Source organism: Psychrobacter sp. PG1 (assembly GCF_014897815.1).
Taxonomy (GTDB): domain Bacteria; phylum Pseudomonadota; class Gammaproteobacteria; order Pseudomonadales; family Moraxellaceae; genus Psychrobacter.
Genome location: NZ_JABUZG010000037.1, coordinates 52,335 through 67,614, shown reverse-complemented (window position 1 = coordinate 67,614; position 15,280 = coordinate 52,335). Strand labels below are relative to the sequence as shown.

Below are 15,280 nucleotides of genomic sequence, written 5' to 3'. Positions count from 1 at the left end.
TTGTACTTTTATCCTGCAATAATACCAACGTCACTGATTTCACTGATTTCAATAACTCTCAGTATTATCAAGGCTTCACCCAGCTGACCACCCGCTCCTCCATCGCTTCATCAGACATACCAGTCTCAGAAACACAGCGCCCTGCCACGCCAACATTGGCAGCACGCATTTGTTGCTGCGTTACCACTGCATCTTGGGTCAATAACAAATGCCAACTTGGCAAATTTTGTCCTTTATACAAACGCTTATAGGCGCAGTGCGAAGGCAACCACATCATCTGCGGCAGATTGTCCATGGTCAGCTGAATACAGTCTGGCACATGCTCTTGACGCGTGTCATAGTGCTGACAATAACCCGTCGTACAGTCCATTAGCTGGCAAGTCACATCGGTATACTCGACCAACTCTTCATCCACATCGCCATGCTCATCTTCGTCAATATACTTAATCAAGCAGCAACTACCACAGCCATCACACAATGCTTCCCATTCGCTATGATTGAGTTCTGACAGTGCAAAGCGCGACCAAAAATTCGGACGCAATGTGTGGTTGAGCTTACTGTCATGGTCGCTATTGCTGCTGCTTTGATTGCCACTGTCAGGAAATAAGCTCACAGCTGATTTTTCCGTGAATTTTAGCGGAGAAGTTGCGTCAGAGTCTAGGTGGGCTGCACAGTTGTCTAACAAGTTTAGTGTCATAAAGGTGCCGTAGCATTTTGATAAAGAGCGTTACAGTATTATAGCTGTTTTTGCCTAGGTTGAGCGTTAAGGTAGTAAAAGTAAGAAAAACAATGTCGCAAAAACACAGAAAAATAACCTTTATAACGTAAAACTCCTCACATAAAAAAGGATAATAATATGTCAATTAAGACTTTCGAATTAATCAGTACAACCGAAAACGGTGTCCAGCTTATCAGCTATGTGGCATTGCCAGAAAATGCATCTGACGACCATCCTGTTGCGGGAATTTTAGTAGCGCCAGAATGGTGGGGTATCGTTGATCACCCAAAATCAGTGGTCGAGCGCTTGGCAGAAGCAGGTTATGCCGCCGTCGCAATGGACGTGTACGGTGAAGGCAAGCTGACCACCGATGCTGCACAAGCGAATATGTGGATGGAGCAAGTACTAGAAGACCAAGATATGCTGATGGCGCGCTGCCGTTTAATCCTTAATGACTTTAGCGACCAGTTAGCCGTTGATGGTAACAATCTAGCAGCGATTGGCTTTTGCTTCGGCGGTAAGGTCGTGCTTGATATGGCTCGCGAAGGCATGCCATTAAAAGCGGTCGCCACTTTCCATGGCAACCCAACACCAAAACAGCCAGCGGATAAAAACTTCACCGCTAACGTATTGGTTGCTCACGGTCGCGATGATTCAATGGTATCAATGGAAGCAATAGAAGGTCTAAAATCAGAACTAGATGCTGCTGGTGTTGACTATATTATCGATGTTTATGACAACGCTAAGCATGGCTTTACCAATCCACATGCCGATGAGCGCGCTGCTAAAAATGATGTTGATCTCGGCTACAACGAAGCCGCTGCCAAGCAAAGCTGGGAAAACATGCTTGAATTTATGGAAAATAACTTAGGTAAATAACTTAGGTAAATAATCTTTGAATCAGGCATATCAATAGCTGTTTTCAGGTTATTAACACACTATTTATTAACCCCTATCTATTAACCCAACATATAGCAGAGTGCGCCCGCCGCACTCTGCTTTTTTTATCGTAAACAAATCCATATTGGTCATTACACACTTACAAAGGCTTACTATTAGTAAGGATTTAAGACGCTAACATGGTTATTGCACAGTCGTGATTCATAAAATCGGTCACACCACTTGCTGATAGCTCTCTAATCACTCACTAATAATAAGGTAAAACCATGAAAACCATCCAACAACTATTCGACTTTCATCATAAAACCATCATTATCAGTGGTGCAGCAGGCGCTATTGGTAGCGAGGCGGCACGGTTTTTAAGCTCATTAGGAGGCAACATTGTCCTCGCTGATTTAAATGAAGATAAAGTGAAGCAAATTGCCGCTGATATCGAAAAAGAAACAGGCAATGCAACCTTAGGCATGAAAACCGACTTTACTGACGAGACGCAAATTGCAGCCTTGGTGGATGCAACTATTGCAAAATTCGGTAAGATTTCTGCAGTAGTCAACAACGTCGGTTGGGGTGCAAATACGCCTTTGTGGGAATCTACCACCGAAAAAATGGTCAATGCGTATAAGCTCAACACCTTGGGATCTTATCATTTGACTCGTTTATGTATGCCGTATTTAAAACAAGAAGAAAACGCCTCTGTGGTATTTTCTGGGTCCATGGTTGGCAATACACCATCGCCAGAATTTATCGAATACAGTACAGCTAAAGCGGGCTTGCTAAATATGGTGAAAAGTATGGCGGTCGCATCAGGTCCTGAAGTGCGCTTTAACTCATTAATTATTGGTACAGTAGATAATGGTGCTTCCTCTGAAGAAGCCGGTTATACCCAAGAGATGATCGATAATGTGGTCAAAGGTATCGTCCTAAAACGACGTGGCGTGCCAGCAGATATCGCTCAAGCGATGGCGTTTTTGTTAAGTAATGCAGCGTCTTGGATTACTGGTGCTGAACTGACAGTCAATGGTGGCGGTGTTTACAAAAGCAAAATGCCAACCTCATAAACTCAGCCATCACTTTAATCATAAATTTATAAACGACAAATATTAGGGCATGTTAAGCATTGACCATACTGGGTAGAGTTTTATCTACTCAGTATTTTTTATGCATAAACCTATTCGCTTGGACTTGGAAAATAAACCATGACAACAACATTAAACGCAAAATTGCTAAAAGGCGCTATGCTTACTGGCGTAATCAATGCCTTCATTAACGGCGGCATACAATATTTCTTCTTAAAAGCATACTCATCAATCGCAATATCTGTTGACTCTATTACCAATAATGAAGACACGGTGCTCGGTACCTCCGTTACCTTATCGATTACGTTAGCCATGATTTTAACTATGGTGGCTTATTTTGGTATCAAAGAAAAAAAAGTAGCCTTCTTCCCAACCGCTTTTTGGTTGACGATAAAGCATGGATTTTTTACCTTTGGGGTATTGACCTCTCTTGCTGTACTATGGCAAAAATACGCAGGTACGGTCGAAGTATCTTTGATTTCAGCTTTAATTATTATCGGTGTTATTGCAGGTATCGTCTCAGGTATGGTGAATTATCTAACCTTGCGTGAATGTACATTATCAGAAAGACATAAATTATATGCCGCTTAAATATCTTAGTTTATAAAGCATCAAGGTCAGCTCCATGATCGTGAACGAATAATCTTGGGCTAGCCCTTTTCTTGATGAGCGCTTTACTTGTGTTTGCTTTGAAATCGAGTCATCATCAAGCCATCAAATATTGAGTAACGGTGTGGTAGCGCTATGTCTGATATCAGCGGATTTGTATTGCTTGTTTGTCTAGTAGTGATTATCGTTTTTTACAATAAACTAAAGCGACGCGTTGATCAGCTTCAACGAGACATCACGCAACTGCAAGATGAGTTACAAGCGCAGCAACACCGTGTCAGCTCTATGAATAATAACGCCGATAATGACGTAGACGTTCATACTGAACCAATGACTCAAACGCTAGCTGAGACTCACTCGCTTCAACCTATTATCGAGGAGCTATTTGACTCAGCACCTCCTTTATCTACTGCTACGATTCACCCGAAACCAGCCCATTCTCCAAAAAAACCATCGCCCATAGAGCCGGATGAGCGCTCACTACCTATCGTCACTTCATTGATTCACTCCATCAAAAACTGGTTTTTTGGCGGTAATCTAGTCGTACGCGTTGGCGTGATCGTCCTACTTATCGGTGTAGTGCTACTACTTCGCTTGTTAAGCGACTATATCGAAGTGTCGATAGCGTCCAAGCTTTTAGCGATAGGCATCCTCGGTTTAGGTCTAGCAGCATTAGGTCTAAAATTGGCAAAAAATCGCTTTGCTTATGGCATCACCCTGCAAGGCGCAGGCTTAGCGATTGCGTATTTAACGACCTTTTTTGCCTATAGCGTTTACCAAGTCTTGCCTAGTCTACCGAGCTTTATTGGGCTTGGGCTATTATCTGCGATTACCATTGCCCTTGCCGTGCGTCAAAACGCTTTTCCACTGGCTTTATTGGCATTATCGGGTGGGTTTTTTGCGCCTATTTTGACCAGTGAAGACACGGGCAGTTTGGTGGTATTGTTTAGTTACTATCTACTATTGAACGTGACGATTGCGATTATTGCGCATTACCGCCCATGGAAAATACTGAATTTATTCGGTGTCACTGTGACCTTTGGGTTGGCGTACTACTGGGGCATCAGTGAGAATTTGAGCACGGTCATTGAGGCGCAGCGCTGGTCTTTAGTCTTGCTGGTCACCTTACACTTATTGCTATATCTGTTTGTCGTCATTCGCTACGCCCAACAAATCATTGCCTACAATACCCTTAATGAAATAGACATCATCCAGACAGATAACGTAAAGCATTTAGATAGCGTTCACGCAAGAAATAATAGCTATGTATTTCCTATTGATACTGGCTTACTGTTTTCAGTGCCGATATTAGCCTTTGGTTTATTTGCGGCATTATTAGATGACATTCCTAACGCTTTAACCATCGCTAGTGCTATTTTAGCCACTGTTTATTTAGGACTCGGCTGGTTGTTTGTGCAGCGTAGCCAACGTTATGCCTTAATCACCGAAGGCATGCTGGCTTTAGGGTTTGGCTTTTTGGCGTTGGTCATTCCGCTGGCATTCGATGCTGAATGGATTGCCTTTGGCTGGTCAGTACAAGGACTGGCGCTGGTCTGGTTTGGACGGCGTTCATTGCGAGCGTGGTCAGTGTTATTTGGTTTGTTATTGCAGCTAATCAGTATAGGTATGCTGATGGTAAAAGTGGTCTTCGCCATTCAAGATTATCCGACATTGGCCTTAACCATTTCGGCTATGACTTATCTAGCCACTGTATTTATTTTACGCACGAACAACTCGCCAGCTATGCTAAATGATAGCTTAGATAATCATTCAACATATTCTCAAGAGCAAAACGCCACGCCAGATGCGATAGCGACCTATGCCGACGCACTGGGGATCAGCACTCATGCCGCACAGCAATGGCTAACCTCAATCAACAGCCACAGCACCGTGTTTAATCTTGTTTGGCACAGTCCTATACTTATAAGGTTTTTGACCTTTACAGCTATAGCGTGGCTACTACAAGTGCTACTGCTTGATTTTAACCAGTGGTTCACCAGTTGGACACTGGCAACGACGACCATGATTGCACTCGCAGCTCTAATCAGCCTTGCCATATATTGGACAATCAATCGTTATCGCTCGTGGATAGAAATCAGACAACTTAGCCATGGCTTATCGATCGTCTTTTATCTCATGCTCGTCATACAGTTACCGCAAAAATTCGAGTTTCATTTAATATGGCAAAGAGCAGATTGGCTACTATTGACTGGTCTAATTATTGGTTGGTTGATTATCGGACAATCGTGGTTAAAGACGTGGTACGACCATTCCGAGCTGTCACGCTATGATGGCGAAAGCTGGCTAGGAGCTAGCATTCTAATAATTGCTGCCGCCGCCCACTATGGACTCGCAGATTCCGCTGGTGTGATGGCTGTCTTGATGCCAGCCATTTTAATATTGGCTGGATTATGGTGCTGTCATCGTTATGCCAGCTATCTCAAGCAAAATACGCGTACAAATAAGGCATGCAAGCAAAGCCCACTATACTGGTTTGATTGGCAACAAGCGCTATTGAGCTGCGCGGCTATCTTTGCGCCCATTGCTTTAAGTTGGGTCATCATTACCAATTGGTCATATGATGGTGTAATTTGGGGACTGTCCTACTTCCCACTACTGAATTTATACGACATTACCTCATTGCTGACGCTATTGGTTGGGTTTAGTCTATATTACATGAGCCAACATCGCCGCGATGAGAGTAGTATCGAATCAAGTGCAGCTGCCAAATCTAAGCGCATATTCACTACTGATAATTCACTGATTATATTAGGGCTTATCAGCTTTTGGCTGATATCCAGTATGTTGGTCAGAACATTACACGCCTTTATCGGTACACCGTTGTGGGACAGCGCTCAGGGCGGCGCATGGAATAGCGAGCAAGTACAGACAGGATTGACCATTTTATGGACGCTCTTGGCTTTAGTCGCCACCATCGTCGCCAGTCGCTATTGGCAGCGGACGCTTTGGTTTATGGGCATCGGGCTACTAGGTATTGTCGTACTTAAACTGGTATTGGTTGACCTGTCACAGACAGAAGCGATTTGGCGGGTGATATCTTTCCTCGGCGCAGGCAGTTTAATACTATTAATTGGTTATCTTGCACCGTTACCTCCTGCCCGCGATGAAATAGAAAATTAAGCTCAAGAGTAGCCGCGCATCTGGTTGGGCGAAATTGTAGCGTGAGCAAGGTGGTTCTGTAGTAAACTGGACACCATGAAAAGTAAATGACGATCGTCTTACTTTGCGCATTTTTTATAAAAGGTTATGAAAGCAGATGGATAAGAGAGCAAGTATTCAGTGGTTCCCTGGGCACATGAACAAAGCCCGTAACGAAATCAAAGAAATCATGCCGCAGATGGATTTGGTCATCGAGGTGATCGATGCGCGTATCCCATATAGTAGTGAAAACCCAATGGTCGCGGCATTGCGCGGCGAAAAACCCGTCATCAAAATCCTGAACAAAGCTGACCTTGCTGATCCTGAATTGACCCAAGCGTGGATGGACTATCTTGAGCAGCAAAGCGGTGTGAAAGCCATTGCTTGTGATACTGATAAAGCCAATGATGTCAAACGTATCATCGCCATCTGTAAACAACTTGTGCCCAATAAAGTGGGCACGGGTCGCCAAATCAAAGCCATGATCATGGGTATTCCAAACGTTGGTAAATCAACATTGATTAATACCTTAGCAGGGCGCGCTGTCGCCAGAACTGGCGATGAGCCAGCGGTCACTAAGTCGCAGCAATTGATTAAACTTGACGATGACATCATGCTTTATGACACGCCCGGTATGTTATGGCCAAAAGTCGAAAACGAAAACTCTGGCTATCGTCTGGCAGCGACGGGTGGTATTCGTGATACGGCTTTTGACTTCGCTGATGTTGCCAGCTATACCGCTGAATACTTGATGCAAGCCTATCCTGAGCTGCTCAAAACCCGCTATAAAATTGAAGCGCTACCAAAGACTGATTGGGAGTTTTTTGAAGTCGCTGGACGCAATCGCGGCTGTGTACGTTCGGGCAATCAAGTCGATACCTACCGCATGTCTGAGATTTTAATCAATGAGTTACGTAGCGCTAAGCTTGGGCGTATTACGCTTGAGACGCCTGCCATGTCTGAAGCTGAAGAACTCGTCGTCGCCGAGCAACGTCTGGCTGCAGAAGAAAAAAGGATTGCTAAAGAGGAAGAGAAGCGCCTACGTCGTTTGAAAACGCGGAAGAATCGAAAGTAGGGGTTAAACAAATAGCAATAAAACAAGTAGCTGTTCCCGCTTTTCGCTACTATCTGCCAGTCTAGTCGAGGCATTAGCTTAGGTTTGATGTGGCTCTTGCTCCGCGTAGCCCCTCAAAACCTAGCTACTGCAACTCGCCTAAACCGTCAGTATATCCGCTACAATCGGAGCTAAAACACGCCTATAGCAAGGTCGTTACGTTAATTTAAACTAACATAGGGTTTAAGGCGCATAGGGTGCACTCCATGCTCCGATAACAGTATCTAGATATTTAACACAGTAAATTGCACCCTACTTACTCTTCTATATTCAAAATCTGATACTCCTCACAAGCATCTGAATAGTCGCTATTACAAGATCTACTAAGCCATTCTTTAGCAGTAGTCAGGTTTTGAGGCACGCCTTCACCGTAATGGTACATCCACCCAAGAGCGTATTGAGCATAAGCGTCTCCTTGATTGGCAGCCTTGCGATACCACTCAATCGCCTTGATATGATCCTGAGGCATGCCTTCACCGTAATAATACATTGACCCAAGATTGGACTGAGCACTGACATCACCTCGTTTCGCCGCTTTTTCAAACCATTCAGAGGCTTTAGCATAGTCCTGATGAATATCATAACCTTCATAATACATCGTTCCAAGATGGTACTGGGCATAGTCATTTCCTTGGTTACCTGCTTTCTCATACCACTCAATCGCCTTAGCATAATCTTGGTCTCTTTCATACATCATTCCAAGACTATACTGAGCATGTATTTGTCCTTGGTTAGCGGCTTTTAAGTACCATTCGCGTGCTTTGGCATCATTCTGCTCAACGTTCTGGCCATTACTATACATATTACCAACATAAAATTGAGCAAAAGCATTGCCTTGATTAGCCAGCCGTAATGTCTCATCAAAATCAGCAGCTATAGCCGATATAGATAATAGTGCAGCTACTAAAAAGGTCATTATTTTACTGACAAGTGAGGTTTTAAATAAGGTCAAGGTCATGGCGTGTCTCTAACTACTATTCAAAGAATGATACTTGGAAAGCTAATAATACTTTATATTAGGATACTAAAGTAGGCCATTCTCCTTACTTATCTTAGCGGCTACTTTCTTGCATCAATCAAATTACACCCCATAAATAATTATAATTATCAACGTTACAAAATTTTGCTAAATAACTTGAGCCATTTTTTTATTAGAAATACCTATTTATGTGTATAATAAATAGAAACCATACACACTCATTAAAGGAGTACCCGTATGCGTACTAATATACATATTGACGATAGTCTAATGTCTGACGCTCAGCGCCTATCTGGTGCAAAAACTAAGAAAGAAGCCGTTGAGCAAGGTCTAAAGTTACTGGTGCAAATGCATGAACAACAAAGCATCAGACAGCTACGTGGCAAACTACAGTGGGACGGTGATTTAGAGCAGATGCGTCAAGGCATCGATACGACTGAGTCCTCTTTATGAGAGCGAACATCATTCCTACAATTATCGTAGATTCGAGTGTTTGGATAGATTACTTTAATGGTATCGTAACCGCACATACCGACCTCTTAGATACCCTATTGTCTCAATCAAAGGTCGGTATTACAGACATTATTTTGATGGAAGTACTTCAAGGATTTAAAGAAGATAAGCATTACACGCAGGCATTTTCAGCGTTAAATAAGCTTGCCTGTTACGATATTTTAGGTAAGGATAATGCTGTGCGTTATGTATCTTATTATCGAAAACTGCGCAAAAAAGGCATAACTATTCGTAAATCTAATGATGTTATGATTGCTGGGTTTTGTATCGATACCCAAATACCTCTACTCTTTAGTGATAAAGATTTTGCTCCTTTTGTAAAGCATCTCGGTTTAATCTCAGCGCTAGAGCTCAAAGCTCATTAATACTTAGGAAAGTCATTGCCAACCCCTTCCCCTCACTCTACCCAATCGCTAAACTCTTTCGCCCCGCGCCTACTTGCTTGGTTCGCTGAAAATGGTCGCCACGATTTACCGTGGCAGCAGCACCAAACCGACGCGCCCAATCCTTATATCGTCTGGCTATCCGAAGTCATGCTCCAGCAAACGCAAGTAACGACAGTGCTGCCCTACTTTGCCCGTTTTATGGCGTCGTTTCCAACGGTACAAGATTTAGCAGCCGCAGAATGGGATACGATTTCGGAGCATTGGGCAGGACTTGGTTATTATGCGCGTGCGCGTAATTTGCATAAAGGCGCGAAACAACTGATCGAAGTCATTGATGAGACGGGCGACTTTCCGCAGACGCTAGCAGGGTGGGAAGCCATATCTGGTGTCGGGCCATCGACCGCTGGCGCGATTATGGCGATGGGCTTACATCGTTATGGCGTCATTTGTGATGGCAATGTCAAACGTGTCTTGACGCGTTGGGCAGCGATTGATGGTGATATTACCAAGTCTGCCACCACCAAAGAGCTGTGGGCATTGGCAGAGCGTTTAACGCCTGTCGATGACTCAGGATTGTTCGCACAAGCGATGATGGATATGGGCGCGACGTTATGCACGCGTAGCAAGCCTGCCTGCCTATTATGTCCCCTTCAAGATGACTGCCTAGCACATGCTGAGGGGCGCGAAACGGATTACCCAGTCAAAGCAAAAAAGCAGCCTAAACCCAGCAAGTTTAGCAATGCACTGTTAATTAAAAATTCTGATGGCAAAATACTGTGGCTACAACGCCCTGACAATGGCATTTGGGGTGGGTTGTGGAGCTTGCCATTACAGTTTGTTGAGAAAATTGCAGGTAAAGCTAGTAATAAGACGACTGCTAAAAAATCGGAAGTCAGCGATGATAAACCATTAAAAGTTGCTAGTAATGAAAAAGTCTACGAAGCAGAATTTACCACTGCCGAGCAAATTATCAATGAGTGGTTGGCAAAAAATCAGTTGATAGCAGAATCCGTCAGCAATACCTTGCTCGATGACGCCCCTATTAAACATTCACTGACCCATTTTCATTGGTATTTGACACCGCAATCGCTGATTCTAAATGCTGAGCAAATTACCGAAATAACCGAAGCCTTAGAAGCAGCACAAATTAATATTAATTGGCTAAATGCTGTTGACGCTCAGGCAACACTTGGATTGCCACGAGCAATGGTTAAAATTTTAGAATAAAAAAAGCGACTCATTATCAATAGTGAGTCGCTTTTTCTTTAGCCATTGTAGTACGGTTAATGCTAAGACTTCGGCACTCGCAAACGCATTAGGCCTTCTTGTTGTACCGTAGCAACCAGCTTACCATCTTGCCAAAACTGCCCATGGTTTAAGCCCTTGGCATTAGACGTGGTATCACTCCACATGTCATATAACATCCAACCGTTTAGATCAAAATTACGATGGAAATGCATCGAGTGGTCAATACTAGCCGCTTGCAAGCCGCTGGTCATAAAGCTAACACCATGTGACATCAGCCCTGTACCAACCAGATAAAAATCGGACGAAAATGCCAATAGCGCTTGTTGAATCGCAACAGGCTGATTACCCAATTCGCGGATACGCAACCAGTTGGCTTGCTTAGGTTTCATTGGCTCTGGATGAATCGGATCACGCGGTTTAACCGGTTTAATTTCGACATGGCGACGCCGCATAAAACGGGCTTTGAGTGCGTCTGGGACTTTTCCGACATACTCTTCTTTTAAATCTTGCTCAGCCAGTAAATCCTCTGGTGGCGGATAGACAGGCATATCTTCTTGATACTCTAAACCCTCTTCCATCGGCGAAAACGAGGCTATCATTGAAAATATTACTTGCTCAATGGGCGCTTTACCACGCACTTCTTTATACTGAATCGCCGTCACTTCACGCGCAGACAGACTACGACCGTCACGCAAACGGCGTACCTGATAAATCACTGGCTGCGTGATATCACCACCGCGCAAAAAATAGCCGTGCAGTGAATGACAGGGTTTGTCTTTATCCAGTGTATGCGCCGCCGCCATGATGGCTTGGGCGAGCACTTGTCCACCAAAAATACGACTGCCAACATAGTCATGGCTCTTACCCTCAAAGACATCGGGGGTCACTTCAATAAGCGCTACAGTAGCTAGCAGCTCATCAATCAATTGCGAATAATCGGACATGACGATAGGTTTCCTTATTTTTATCAAAAACGCTAAGCATCTGAAAATACGCACCTAAAGATATCGATATGATATCGCGAAAGACAAAAGACACTTTGCATTTGAATGTAAAATAATATGAAATCACTTGCTAAAAATGCACAAGAGAGATTTAACACGAAAATTTTAGCGCAAAAAACACGGTCATAGCAGCGCTATCACCAGCATTTATTATATCGTTGTTTCAGCTTAAAAGAAGTACAAAGCAATCGAGTACAAAGGTATATGTGATACTTCACACGAGACGCGCTCACCCTTTTATAGCAAATGGGCTATAAATCGAAAAGATAAACATCTTACCCAATATCGATGGCTTTGACTAGAGAGCGACGCTCACTTGGCAATATCATGTTGATATTTTTGCTTAACATGCCTTAGGGCGCGTCCTAATATAAACGATATTAATCATAAAAAAACGAGATGCTATTAAACATCTCGTTCTTTTGATCATTTACATTTATGGCTTCACTGCCACTAACACACGGATGGAGTCTGGGACTAATAACAGACTACCTAGTGCTTGCTCACCTTGGGCTTTTAGCTGCTCCAAGCGCTCAATCTCGGCAGGACGTACGTTAGGATTAATCGTTTGTAGATGCTTTAGACGTTTGATTTCACGTGACCACTGCTGGCTAAAACGGGCACTGGCTTGTTCGCCAATCTCAGCAAGCTGCTGACGGGCAATCTCTTCCGCTTCATAATAACGCTGCTCAATTACATCACCGCGTACTTTAATGACTTGGCGAGCACGGTTTTTATCCAGACGTTCAATATGCGGCATAATCATCTCCGCACTGATACGCGAGGACAAATCACTGCCCTGCTCACTGATAAATACACGGATATTTTGCGTGGTCAGCGTCGCGGGTAAATTGAGTAACCTTGGCGCAATGGCTTCAACGCGGAAATTCACTTCGAGCAGCACCATACCTTGTGGTACAGCAGAACTTTTTAGCATCGCCACCGTGGTATTACCAAAGGTGCTGGTACTCGCCAACTCATAAATCGCGCGCATCAATGGATGTTCGTGAGTGATAAATTCGATATCTTCACGCTGTAGTGCTTGCTCACGCTCGAATGTCAACGTCATACCATCTTCGTCACCGAGTGGCAGGCCATCGATATAATCACTAATTTCAGTACTATCAATCGGGGCAATTACCCACGAACCATCGCGCTGGATATTGTGATCGATATTGGCTGAGGCAAAAAAGCGCTCAATAAACTGCGGCAATAGATTATGACCATCAAAATCGCGCATGGCGTCAGCGATACGTTTGGCAACACGTGGTCGACACGAGTTGTATTCTAATAGGCGATCACGACCCGCTTGTAGCTGTGCCTCTAACCCCAATCGCGTCTGTTTCGCTTCTTCGATGATATCTTGTAGTATCGCACGGTTCTCGTCAGTATCCGCGCCTTCAAGCATGGGCTTTAGCTCTTGAATATACTGCTCTTGCACGCTCTGCGCCGTTGGAGAGATTTGATTAAACATATTCAGCGCGTCGTGATACCATTTATACAGACGCTCTTGCGCCGTGCCTTGTACATAAGGCACATGGAGCATAATTTGCTGCGTTTGTCCGATACGATCTAGGCGACCAATACGCTGCTCTAAGGTATCTGGATTGGCTGGCAAATCCCACAATATCAGCTGGCTTGCAAACTGGAAGTTACGACCTTCCGAACCAATCTCCGAGCACAACAATATCTGTGCGCCTTCGCTATCGGCAAAGAACGCCGCTGCTTGGTCACGCTCCAGTAAGGTCATCTGCTCAGTAAAGATAGCGGTTTTAATACCAGCATGTAAGCGTAATACCGCCTCCAAGCTCTCAACCGTCGCGCCACTACGGGCAATCAACAGCACTTTTTTGTGCTTAAGCTCGCCGCGCAAAATATCAATCAACCAAGGCACGCGTGGGTCATCTTCTAGCCAGCCGCCATCAGGTTGGTTTTCTTCGCCCCATAGCTGCTCTCGCAATTTACCATTGGTTTGATAGCTATCTTTCCATGCGGCAGGTAATGCCAGTGGGTACGGCTGGCTGCTACGACCATAGAATCCTTTCACACTTTCACGGGTATTACGGAATAGAATACGACCTGTACCATGACGGTCAAGTAATTCATTAAGCGCATAAGTACGCAGTTTTTCGTCATCATTAATCGTTGCCAACTCATCAAGACTGATGTCTAACAAGCTGCTTAAAGCGGCAATTTGACTGTCGCTTAATGGCTTATCCTCTATCAATACACCAGCAACGGCAGCCGTTTCAGCAAAGGCTTCTTGACCATCAATAAACTCATCCAAATCATCAAAGCGATCCGGATCGAGCAAACGCAAACGGGCAAAGTGACTTTGTGCCCCAAGCTGTTCAGGCGTTGCTGTCAATAGCATGACCCCTGGCGTTTCTTCAGCAAAGTCAGCAATCAAGTCATATTTATCATTACCGCCTTGCGCCTCATCCCAATGCAGGTGATGCGCTTCATCGACCACCAATAAATCAAACCCTGCATCCATCGCTTGGTCGTACAAATCAGGGTGATCGAGTAATAAATCCATACCCGCAATGATACATTGCTCAGTGGCAAAGACGTTTTGCTCAGGATCGTGTTCTTTAATGGCTGCTGCACGTACCAAATCGAATAAGGCAAAATTTAGATTAAAACGACGACGCAGCTCAATCATCCACTGATATTGTAGACTGTCTGGTACAAGAATGAGTACACGCTCAGCTTTGCCTGTTAACAGCTGCTGATGAATAATCAAACCTGCTTCGATGGTTTTGCCCAAACCAACTTCGTCAGCAAGCAACACACGCGGTGCAATACGTTTGCCAACTTCATGAGCGATATAGAGCTGATGCTCAATGATATCGACACGCGCACCCATCAAGCCTTTAAGCGGATGACCCGCTAGCGCCGATTGCATACGCAAGATATCTTGACGCAGCTCATACCAATCGCCGCGCTCAATACGACCAGCCAGCAGACGCTCGAGCGGCTTAGCCAAGGTGATATTGGCAGCAAGACGGGTTTCCATTATCCCTCGTTCATGCTCATCGACACTGTATTTGAGTACACCCATCACTTCTTCGACCGCGGTTACGGTATAGCTCTTACCCGCTTGATCAGAAATACTATCGCCGACTTTAAACACCACGCGTGATAATGGCGCGGAGTTTTTGGCGTAGACGCGCGTCTCTTCACTTTGTGGAAATAGAATGTGCACACATCGGTCATCTACATCGATGACCACACCCAAGCCCAGCTCGGACTCCGTATCAGATAAATAACGTTGACCAACGGCAAATTCAGTATTGTGCAATGAAGCGATAGAGATAGTCATAGGGCGATGTCTTTTGTACTCAGATAATAGGAAAAAATAGATAGCTCATAATGAGAGTTGCTAGCGTGAATCACTAGCGCGATGTCATTACTTAATAGTCTGAGAGGTCACCGGCCATACCGGCAGCGTCAGCTCATTAGCTAGGTCGCAAGATAAAGCCGACCATTATATAACGTTAGCAGCTAGATGAGTGCGCTAAGTTGACTTTTCAAGAGCAGATTATTGCAAGATTATATCAACGCCAAGCAT

12 protein-coding genes are annotated in these 15,280 nt (G+C 44.3%); 8 read left to right on the top strand and 4 right to left on the bottom strand.

What is annotated here, in order from left to right:
* Window positions 1-67 precede the first annotated feature (67 nt).
* On the bottom strand, window positions 68-541 hold the full coding sequence (locus tag INT03_RS01970; protein WP_226950348.1) for a YcgN family cysteine cluster protein: 474 nt from the start codon (window positions 539-541) through the stop codon (window positions 68-70).
* Between the two features lie 315 nt (window positions 542-856).
* Here INT03_RS01970 and INT03_RS01965 point away from each other — a divergent pair, with 315 nt between their 5' ends.
* The 5 genes from INT03_RS01965 (at window position 857) to ylqF (ending at window position 7,537) form a co-directional block, all read left to right on the top strand.
* Window positions 857-1,597, top strand: coding sequence for a dienelactone hydrolase family protein (locus INT03_RS01965; RefSeq protein WP_193007351.1), 741 nt, complete (start codon window positions 857-859; stop codon window positions 1,595-1,597).
* A gap of 287 nt (window positions 1,598-1,884) precedes the next feature.
* The gene (locus tag INT03_RS01960) at window positions 1,885-2,676 is read left to right on the top strand and encodes an SDR family NAD(P)-dependent oxidoreductase (protein WP_193007350.1); all 792 of its coding nucleotides are present in this window, start codon (window positions 1,885-1,887) and stop codon (window positions 2,674-2,676) included.
* Between the two features lie 138 nt (window positions 2,677-2,814).
* The gene (locus INT03_RS01955) at window positions 2,815-3,285 is read left to right on the top strand and encodes a hypothetical protein (protein ID WP_193007349.1); all 471 of its coding nucleotides are present in this window, start codon (window positions 2,815-2,817) and stop codon (window positions 3,283-3,285) included.
* A gap of 153 nt (window positions 3,286-3,438) precedes the next feature.
* Window positions 3,439-6,444, top strand: coding sequence for a DUF2339 domain-containing protein (locus INT03_RS01950; protein ID WP_193007348.1), 3,006 nt, complete (start codon window positions 3,439-3,441; stop codon window positions 6,442-6,444).
* Window positions 6,445-6,580: 136 nt separating this feature from the next.
* Complete coding sequence (gene ylqF, locus INT03_RS01945; RefSeq protein WP_045452455.1) at window positions 6,581-7,537, top strand: ribosome biogenesis GTPase YlqF; 957 nt, start codon at window positions 6,581-6,583, stop codon at window positions 7,535-7,537.
* Window positions 7,538-7,832: 295 nt separating this feature from the next.
* On the opposite strand, the gene INT03_RS01940 is transcribed toward ylqF, so the two are convergent.
* Window positions 7,833-8,534 carry a tetratricopeptide repeat protein gene (locus tag INT03_RS01940; protein ID WP_193007347.1) on the bottom strand — a complete coding sequence of 234 codons (702 nt, stop codon included), beginning with the start codon at window positions 8,532-8,534 and terminating at the stop codon, window positions 7,833-7,835.
* Between the two features lie 258 nt (window positions 8,535-8,792).
* On the opposite strand from INT03_RS01940, the gene INT03_RS01935 reads away from it, so the two are divergent.
* From INT03_RS01935 to mutY, 3 genes are read left to right on the top strand one after another with little or no spacing between them, the layout of a single operon-like run.
* Complete coding sequence (locus tag INT03_RS01935) at window positions 8,793-9,008, top strand: type II toxin-antitoxin system VapB family antitoxin (RefSeq protein ID WP_193007346.1); 216 nt, start codon at window positions 8,793-8,795, stop codon at window positions 9,006-9,008.
* A complete protein-coding gene (locus INT03_RS01930) occupies window positions 9,005-9,433 on the top strand; it encodes a PIN domain nuclease (RefSeq protein WP_193007345.1) in 429 nt (142 codons plus the stop codon). The genes INT03_RS01935 and INT03_RS01930 overlap by 4 nt, the downstream gene beginning before the upstream one ends.
* Window positions 9,434-9,448: 15 nt before the next feature.
* On the top strand, window positions 9,449-10,681 hold the full coding sequence (gene mutY, locus INT03_RS01925) for an A/G-specific adenine glycosylase (RefSeq protein ID WP_193007344.1): 1,233 nt from the start codon (window positions 9,449-9,451) through the stop codon (window positions 10,679-10,681).
* A gap of 62 nt (window positions 10,682-10,743) precedes the next feature.
* On the opposite strand, the gene INT03_RS01920 is transcribed toward mutY, so the two are convergent.
* Together INT03_RS01920 and rapA are read right to left on the bottom strand one after the other, a co-directional pair.
* Entirely contained in the window at window positions 10,744-11,646 is a 903-nt protein-coding gene (locus INT03_RS01920; RefSeq protein ID WP_045452453.1) for an acyl-CoA thioesterase, read from the bottom strand.
* A 496-nt stretch (window positions 11,647-12,142) separates the two neighbouring features.
* Window positions 12,143-15,031, bottom strand: coding sequence for an RNA polymerase-associated protein RapA (gene rapA / locus INT03_RS01915; RefSeq protein WP_173936729.1), 2,889 nt, complete (start codon window positions 15,029-15,031; stop codon window positions 12,143-12,145).
* Window positions 15,032-15,280: the final 249 nt, after the last annotated feature.